Annotated in this window: 1 protein-coding gene; it reads right to left on the reverse strand. The window is 43.5% G+C overall.

Annotated features, from left to right (window positions below; translation table 11 throughout):
• Positions 1–8040, reverse strand: an 8040-nt coding sequence (locus tag GEZ84_RS10345) for a Rib/alpha-like domain-containing protein (protein WP_265586405.1), incomplete at both ends; no start/stop codon positions are given.

The following is an 8040-nucleotide window of genomic DNA, read 5'->3' on the forward strand; positions in this document are numbered from 1 at the left end:
TTGTTGATGCTGATTCAGATGCGCTTGTGCTTGCTGATGCAGATGCACTTGTTGATGCTGATTCAGATGCGCTTGTGCTTGCTGATTGGCTCGCACTTGTTGATGCTGATTCAGATGCGCTTGTGCTGGCTGATTGGCTTGCACTTGTCGATGCTGACTGGCTAGCTGAGGTGCTGGCTGATTGGCTTGCACTTGTCGATGCTGACTGACTAGCTGACGTGCTTGCTGATTGACTTGCACTTGTTGAGGCAGACTGGCTAGCTGACGTGCTGGCTGATTGACTTGCACTTGTTGAAGCTGATTGACTTGCTGAGGTGCTGGCTGATTGGCTTGCACTTGTCGATGCAGACTGACTAGCTGATGTGCTGGCTGATTGGCTGGCACTTGTTGAAGCTGATTGGCTAGCTGATGTGCTGGCTGATTGGCTTGCACTTGTTGAGGCAGACTGACTAGCTGACGTGCTGGCTGATTGGCTTGCACTTGTCGATGCGGACTGACTAGCACTTGTGCTTGCTGATTGACTCGCACTTGTTGAAGCCGACTGGCTAGCTGATGTGCTGGCTGATTGGCTTGCACTTGTCGATGCAGACTGACTAGCACTTGTGCTGGCTGATTGGCTTGCACTTGTTGAAGCTGATTGGCTAGCTGATGTACTTGCTGATTGACTCGCACTTGTTGAAGCCGATTGACTAGCTGATGTGCTGGCTGATTGGCTTGCACTTGTCGATGCGGACTGACTAGCACTTGTGCTGGCTGATTGGCTTGCACTTGTTGAGGCAGACTGACTAGCTGAGGTGCTGGCTGATTGGCTTGCACTTGTTGAAGCTGATTGGCTAGCTGATGTGCTGGCTGATTGGCTTGCACTTGTCGATGCAGACTGACTAGCTGATGTGCTGGCTGATTGGCTTGCACTTGTTGAGGCCGATTGACTAGCTGACGTGCTGGCTGATTGGCTCGCACTTGTTGAAGCCGACTGGCTAGCTGAGGTGCTTGCTGATTGACTCGCACTTGTTGAAGCCGATTGACTAGCTGATGTGCTGGCTGATTGGCTTGCACTTGTCGATGCGGACTGACTAGCACTTGTGCTTGCTGATTGGCTTGCACTTGTTGAGGCAGACTGACTAGCTGAGGTGCTGGCTGATTGGCTTGCACTTGTCGATGCGGACTGACTAGCACTTGTGCTTGCTGATTGACTCGCACTTGTTGAAGCCGACTGGCTAGCTGATGTGCTTGCTGATTGGCTTGCACTTGTCGATGCGGACTGACTAGCACTTGTGCTGGCTGATTGGCTGGCACTTGTTGAAGCTGATTGACTCGCACTTGTGCTGGCTGATTGGCTTGCACTTGTCGATGCGGACTGGCTAGCTGACGTGCTGGCTGACTGGCTTGCACTTGTCGATGCGGACTGACTTGCGCTGGTGCTGGCTGATTGGCTTGCACTTGTTGAGGCCGATTGACTAGCTGACGTGCTGGCTGATTGACTTGCACTTGTTGAAGCCGATTGACTAGCTGACGTGCTGGCTGATTGGCTTGCACTTGTTGAAGCCGATTGGCTAGCTGACGTACTTGCTGATTGGCTCGCACTTGTCGATGCGGACTGGCTAGCTGACGTGCTGGCTGACTGGCTTGCACTTGTCGATGCTGACTGACTTGCGCTGGTGCTGGCTGATTGACTTGCACTTGTTGAGGCCGATTGACTAGCTGACGTGCTGGCTGACTGGCTCGCACTTGTTGATGCAGACTGACTAGCTGACGTGCTGGCTGATTGGCTTGCACTTGTCGATGCTGACTGACTAGCTGAGGTGCTGGCTGATTGGCTTGCACTTGTCGATGCAGACTGACTTGCGCTGGTGCTGGCTGATTGACTTGCACTTGTTGAGGCCGATTGACTAGCTGACGTGCTGGCTGATTGGCTCGCACTTGTCGATGCTGACTGACTAGCTGACGTACTTGCTGATTGACTCGCACTTGTTGAAGCCGACTGGCTAGCTGAGGTGCTGGCTGATTGGCTTGCACTTGTCGATGCTGACTGACTTGCACTTGTCGATGCTGATTGGCTTGCACTTGTTGAGGCCGATTGACTAGCTGAGGTGCTGGCTGATTGGCTTGCGCTTGTTGATGCTGATTCTGATGCAGATCGAGAGGCTTGTTCAGACTTATGATCAGAATCCGATACTGGTACCTCTACTTCATTCGATGTACCATCTTTATAGGTAATAACGACTGTTACTTTACCATTTGATACAGCTCCACCGTTTTTAAATTCGTATCTACTAATACGGTTTGCCTCTTGTGGATTAGATCCCTTCACCGCTTCAAGAATTTTTTTCTTATCATCTGCTGATGGAGTTGTCGCATTAGTTACTTGAACTGTCGCTGGCACTTTACCTGGGAATTTTTTACTTAATTTTCCTTGTGCTACTACTGTCAGAGTACGAGCTTCATTATCAGATAAATCTACAGCTTTAACACCACGATTCCATCTGTTACCATCTGCATATTGCTTGTTTTCATCATAAGTTGCTGTATACTCTCGAATAGCAGGATTTGTTGTTGAAGCTTCCGTTGGAGTGTCTTTAAATCCAGGTGCAGAATCGTCTGATGAATAGTTTTTTTGGAAGATTCTATCTATATCTGAAGTTCCATCATGCAATTTCAGAGTTTTAATCTTACCACTGTTATCCTTGCCGCTTATGACGATTTTAATTTTATCACCTGCGAAGATTTCATATCCTCTTGCACCTGGGCGAACATTATCCTGGATGGATTGTTTTTCCCACTGTTTTGTCTTATCATTCTGGATATAGAGATCAAAGGTTGGTTCTGGCGCTTCTGTTTCCTTAGTGATTCCTTGTTCTTTAACCGTAGTGTCTGACTCTAATGGATTAGTTTGGCTCGCCGTCGGATTTGGAAGCGCTTGTTTAACTGTTACACTACCCGTTGGAAGCAAGCCGTTATTAGCATTGTAAGCTTTTTCGAGATCTTTTGGCGTGAAGGTCAGTCTTGTTTCGTTAGGTCCAGCTACCTTAGTAAATGTTTTATCACCGATTGTCAAGGTTACTGTCGCACCTGGTGTAACATTGGTTACCGTGATACTTTGATTTGGTAAACCACCTTTTTCAGTCAATTGATCATCTGAAATTTGCGGTGCCTGTGGTTTCACTGTAACATTTACAGGAACTTCTTTGGAAATTCGAGTACCATTTGCATCTGGCGGAAGTGTAACTTTAACTTTCTTTTCAACGATTCCTGATGTAGTCGTGGATGGCGCACCACCTACCCATTCAAATTTTGTTCCTTCTGGAAATGCTTCATTTGGTGTCCCGTTTGCCAAAGTTTGTTTGGTATTATTTTTTAGAACATTCTCAGCCGAAGCAACATTTGTTTCTCCCTGAACATAGGTCAAATCAGCTTTTTTAACAGGGTCTACAACGATTTGTCTGACCGTTACGTCCTTGCTAAGCATAGTCGTGCTATCATCAAATCGTCCCTTTGGATAGGTAACTTTCAGGCGATACTCGTGCGTTCCTGCAACGTTTTTCTCAGGGATTGGCGAAGTATTTCCAACCACATTTCCGTTCGCATCATACCAAGCCCCATCAGTTCCAGATAGTATCTTATCATTACCACGTTGTTTTAAATATGGTGCGCGGTCTCGTCCATAGCTCGGTGCTTCTCCAGCCCAATCATAAATTGGTTCCTTAGCCTCATAGGTAGACATTGTGCTATAGGTTACTGGGACTCGCTTAACTGTTCCATCCCTATAAGTCACTTTTACTACGGCTTGTTTGTTGTTTCCTGAGTTTGTCACATCTGGTGCTTGTTCCCATGTTACATCAGCATCACTTGGAATAGTTCCGCCATTAACAGCTTTAATGACATCTTTGGGACGAATGGTGTCACCTTCCCCAACATAGGTATAGAATACATTACTCGCAGCTTCAACACCATAGTCCAACTTAGGAATGACTGTTCTTGTAGTTCCATCTTTATAGGTAATCAGCATACTTCCATTGCTTTGTTGAGTATAGCTACTGATACGATGTTTATCCTGTGGATAAGCCTTTTCAACAGCTGCTTTGATAGCATTTTTATCTGAAGGAGTTAAATTACTAATATCTCCAACCGTTATCGAAGGAACTGTTACTTCTCCCAATCTATCCTTCAACTCACCCTGCTTCAAACCAAAGGTGGTTCCGTCTGAACGATTACCTGAAAAATCCTCTGCATTAATAGAGCGTGTAACTTTATTACCAGAGGCATAGCTCAAGGTAGAATTAATCTCCGCTGTAGCAGTTGTCGTAGCTGGTTGATTAGCAGTAGCTGTCGTCTTAGTGGTTACCTTGTTAACAGTTTCTGTTCCCCATGTATTATTATATAGAAGACTAACCGCAGGTTTACCTGGTCCTCCATTACGAATCTCTGTATTTTGGATAACTCCACTATTATCTTTGAACTTAGCTGTAAATTCTAATGAATCTCCAGAATAGAAAGTATATACAGGAATGCCATCGACCATCGTTTTAGGCGCATCCGACCATGTATTATCAGCATTTTTTACTTTGACTACTGCATCAGTAGCTTGTGGCTTTTCAGTTTCTTTGGTAATTTCAGCAGGTGTACTGTCATCTGATGTCAATATTTCACTGCGACCTGTTACTGGATTATCAAATGCCTTGCTTTGTTTAACTGTTACATTTCCTGTTGGAAGTAAGCCGTTACTGTCTGCTAATTCATTTGCAGCAAACGTAACTCTTCCACTGCTATCTGCTGTTTTCGGTGAAAATTGTTTGCCATTGATTGTCAAGGTAACCTGCGCATTTGGTAGAGCATTCGTTACAGTAATTCCTTTATTTGATAAGCCACCTGTATTCGTTACCTGATCTGCTGAAATTTGTGGTGGGTTCGGTCTAACTTTGATAGTTACAGGGATAGTAACAGCTCTTTCTCTACCACTAGAATCTCTCAAAGTCATCTTGACATTTCTTGTCACATAACCTGGATTCGCAACTGTTGCTGCATCTGGAGTTTGATTAGTATCCCATTCAAATCCAGTAGGAGCAAGAGCTTCTGGACTTCCATCAACTGGCTTAACAGCTTCCTTAGCATTGGCAATAATGCTTGCAAGAGGGGTTGTGTCACCAACTGTTGTTTCAAATACCTGCTTAGCAGTATATTCTAATACAGTGTAGTTAAAGGAAACCTCACTAGAAAGCGCTACGTTTTCTGGTGTAATAGTTCCAAAACGGCTAACACCGTAAGTTGCTTTGACAGTATAAGTTTTTTTACCTAAAGTGTCATTCTTCCAAATCGCACTAAAGGTTGGTTTGTTAGTCGTTGTTTCTGTAACACCCTGTTCTGTGTTGTAACGATAAGACCAGTTTGTTCCTGAAGGGAAGGCAGGATCATCCAAGTTTGTATACAGCTGAGTATGACCACCTATATGGTTATACCCTTTAAGAATTTCAAACTCACCTGTCAAACCATTGCTTGTTTTCGTTTCAACCTTTGGATAAACCGTATATTTATACTCAACTTCCTTAGTCTCACTTCCTTTAGTAACGAGCAAGGTTGCTGTTTTCTGACCAGGAGTTGATAAATCTAGGGTGCTATCTTTCCACTTAACACTTATACCCTCAGGTAATGCTCTACCATCTCCATCTACAACAAAATCACGAGGGTTAAGTTGGCTAGAATTTTCTCCTTTAACTGCATAAAAGCGTTCTGATTTGGCTTGATACGGTGCCTTTGCAGCAGCAGAAGTTGTCGCTCCATCTGAGTTGAAGTTATAAGATGTAGCTGTGACATTCGTTTTATCTTTGACTGCCTCTTCGGAAATAGTCACATTACCATTCGATTTATCTAAAGTCACCCCAGCTGGAAGGGGAACAGTACTTTCCCATGTAGTTCCAGATTTCTTAATCGTAATTTGAGTAGGAGTGCTAGCATTTGTCGGTGTATAAGATATATTTACCTTATCATTATCGGCCGATGGACTAACAACCACACTACCATCACTCTTAGGATCAACACGAGGAGCTGTAGCTCTAGCCTTAGCAACATTTTCAAAGAATACTTCCGAAACATCGACTGAATCGCCACCCTCATCATCTTTATAAATGGTTTTAAGTTGCTTAGTCAATCCTACTTTAGTACCAGTAATCGTAGCATTCCCTTGTAAGTCATTATGGGCAAGAATTGCTTGCTTATCTTGATCAGACAAAGGTGAACCCAATCTTGATATATCCATATCTTCAGGGACAGGTAAGTAAACTTCTTTACCGTTAACAATAGCTTTTACAGCCATCTTTTCCCCTATTCCTGAACCAATTTCGCTACCGCCAACCCATTCAACATTCTTAACGTTTAAACGACTTAGATTATTATCTGTTCCTGCAGTGGTGTTTGGAAGAACGTTAGCAGTACTTGGTCCTCCGTTAATCTGCTGATTGTAATCATCCATATCATCAGGTTTTACAAACCCTGAGATACTATTAGATTTATCATCAATTTTCTGAATAGTAGATACTGGATTAATAACCTGACCTTTTGAAACAGCAGCTGCCGTCACTGTCTTATTAATCACAGGTTCATATACATCAGACTGAGTAACAATTCTAAACGGAAGCGTACGAGTCCCCATATTAGGAATAGAAACCTTGAGTTCACCTATCCCTCTACTGAATGGAAGATGTTTAGTATTCGCAAGATATTGAATAGTCGTAGAACCTTCATTTTTCCCTTCAATAGAATAAGTTATGCTTTTACCAGGTGCCAAAGGTGGTACAGGCTCAGTTCTTCCAGTTAATCTATCATAAGAGTCTGCAATCTTATTCAATTTCGTAGGATCTGTTAAAGCATTCAATCTACCATGTTTCAAAAAAGTAGTTTGAACACCCTGTTTTAAGTTCAATACATAACGCTCATTCGAACCATTCATTTGCAGGTAGTTTTTATGGCGAGAATTTTCCAAGGAACGGAAACCAGCCATATAAAAATCCTTAGTATTTGCTGGGCTCGTAGTTGTGTATCTGATTTTGTAACCCCCTCTTTGGAGGCTTCCCTTAGGATGCAGAGCATATATGTTCGCGGTAGCATTTTCAACAGTATTAAAGGCAAAATCTCCCGCTTGTTTAACCGTTTCTGATATTTTATCTGTCTGATAAAATACCTCTTCATTATTAAAAGCAAAATCTCTTAGACTCGTAAGTGAACCACGACCAACTCCACTCGGTCCTACACCAGCTACGTTGTCGTAGTAAGAGCCACCTTGATTGTTCCAAGCATTTCCGATTGCAGGGCGATAGTTCCCATTACCCTTATCTATTTCTAAGAAAGCATTGTTACTATTGCTACTCGCCAAACTTTGCCAGTTAGCATTAGCACTATCTTTTTTAAAAACCTCCATATGTGTAATGGTATGCCCTTTTGGAACTGTAAAGTAGAAAAATGGATTATCGTGTTGCTCACCAGCTTCATTAAATGTGACTTCCCATTCAGTCGTAGTTCCATGTCTTTGGGAACTCATATACACTTGGCTACGAATTGTTCTGACTTCAACACGTGTAGGAACATTGGCTTTTTCGGGTGGTCTAGTATTAGCTTGTCTCCCTTGCGTTGCATAAAGATAGGTACCCTCTTTGTAACCGTTTGCTACCGTTTTGGAATCTGTTTCACTTACAACGTATGCAACCGTATTTTTTGTGAAATTTTTATTAGCATTCTCAGGCGCTACCTCCCTAAAGCTAACTCCTCTCTCCATCCGTCTGCCATTTAGCACACTACGTTTGCCGTTATGGGCGCGGAGCACAGCATTGGCGATTGAAGCTTCTGCAGCTTTTGCTTGCTTGATAACGGCTGTAAGGTCAGCGTTTGGATTTTTCAAAGCTTCTTCGATAGCTGTTACAGCAGCATTAACTTTAGTAACTGCTGAATCCATGTTAGGTAAACCGATAGACTTGGCTAGGTATTCACCCATAGAAGCTGAGATTTTAGAAAGACGTTTGCGGTCTTCTTCAGCTTTCTTGTTCGCTTCAGCCG

It is taken from the genome of Streptococcus mitis (genome assembly GCF_009496155.1).
Classification (GTDB): domain Bacteria; phylum Bacillota; class Bacilli; order Lactobacillales; family Streptococcaceae; genus Streptococcus; species Streptococcus mitis_BQ.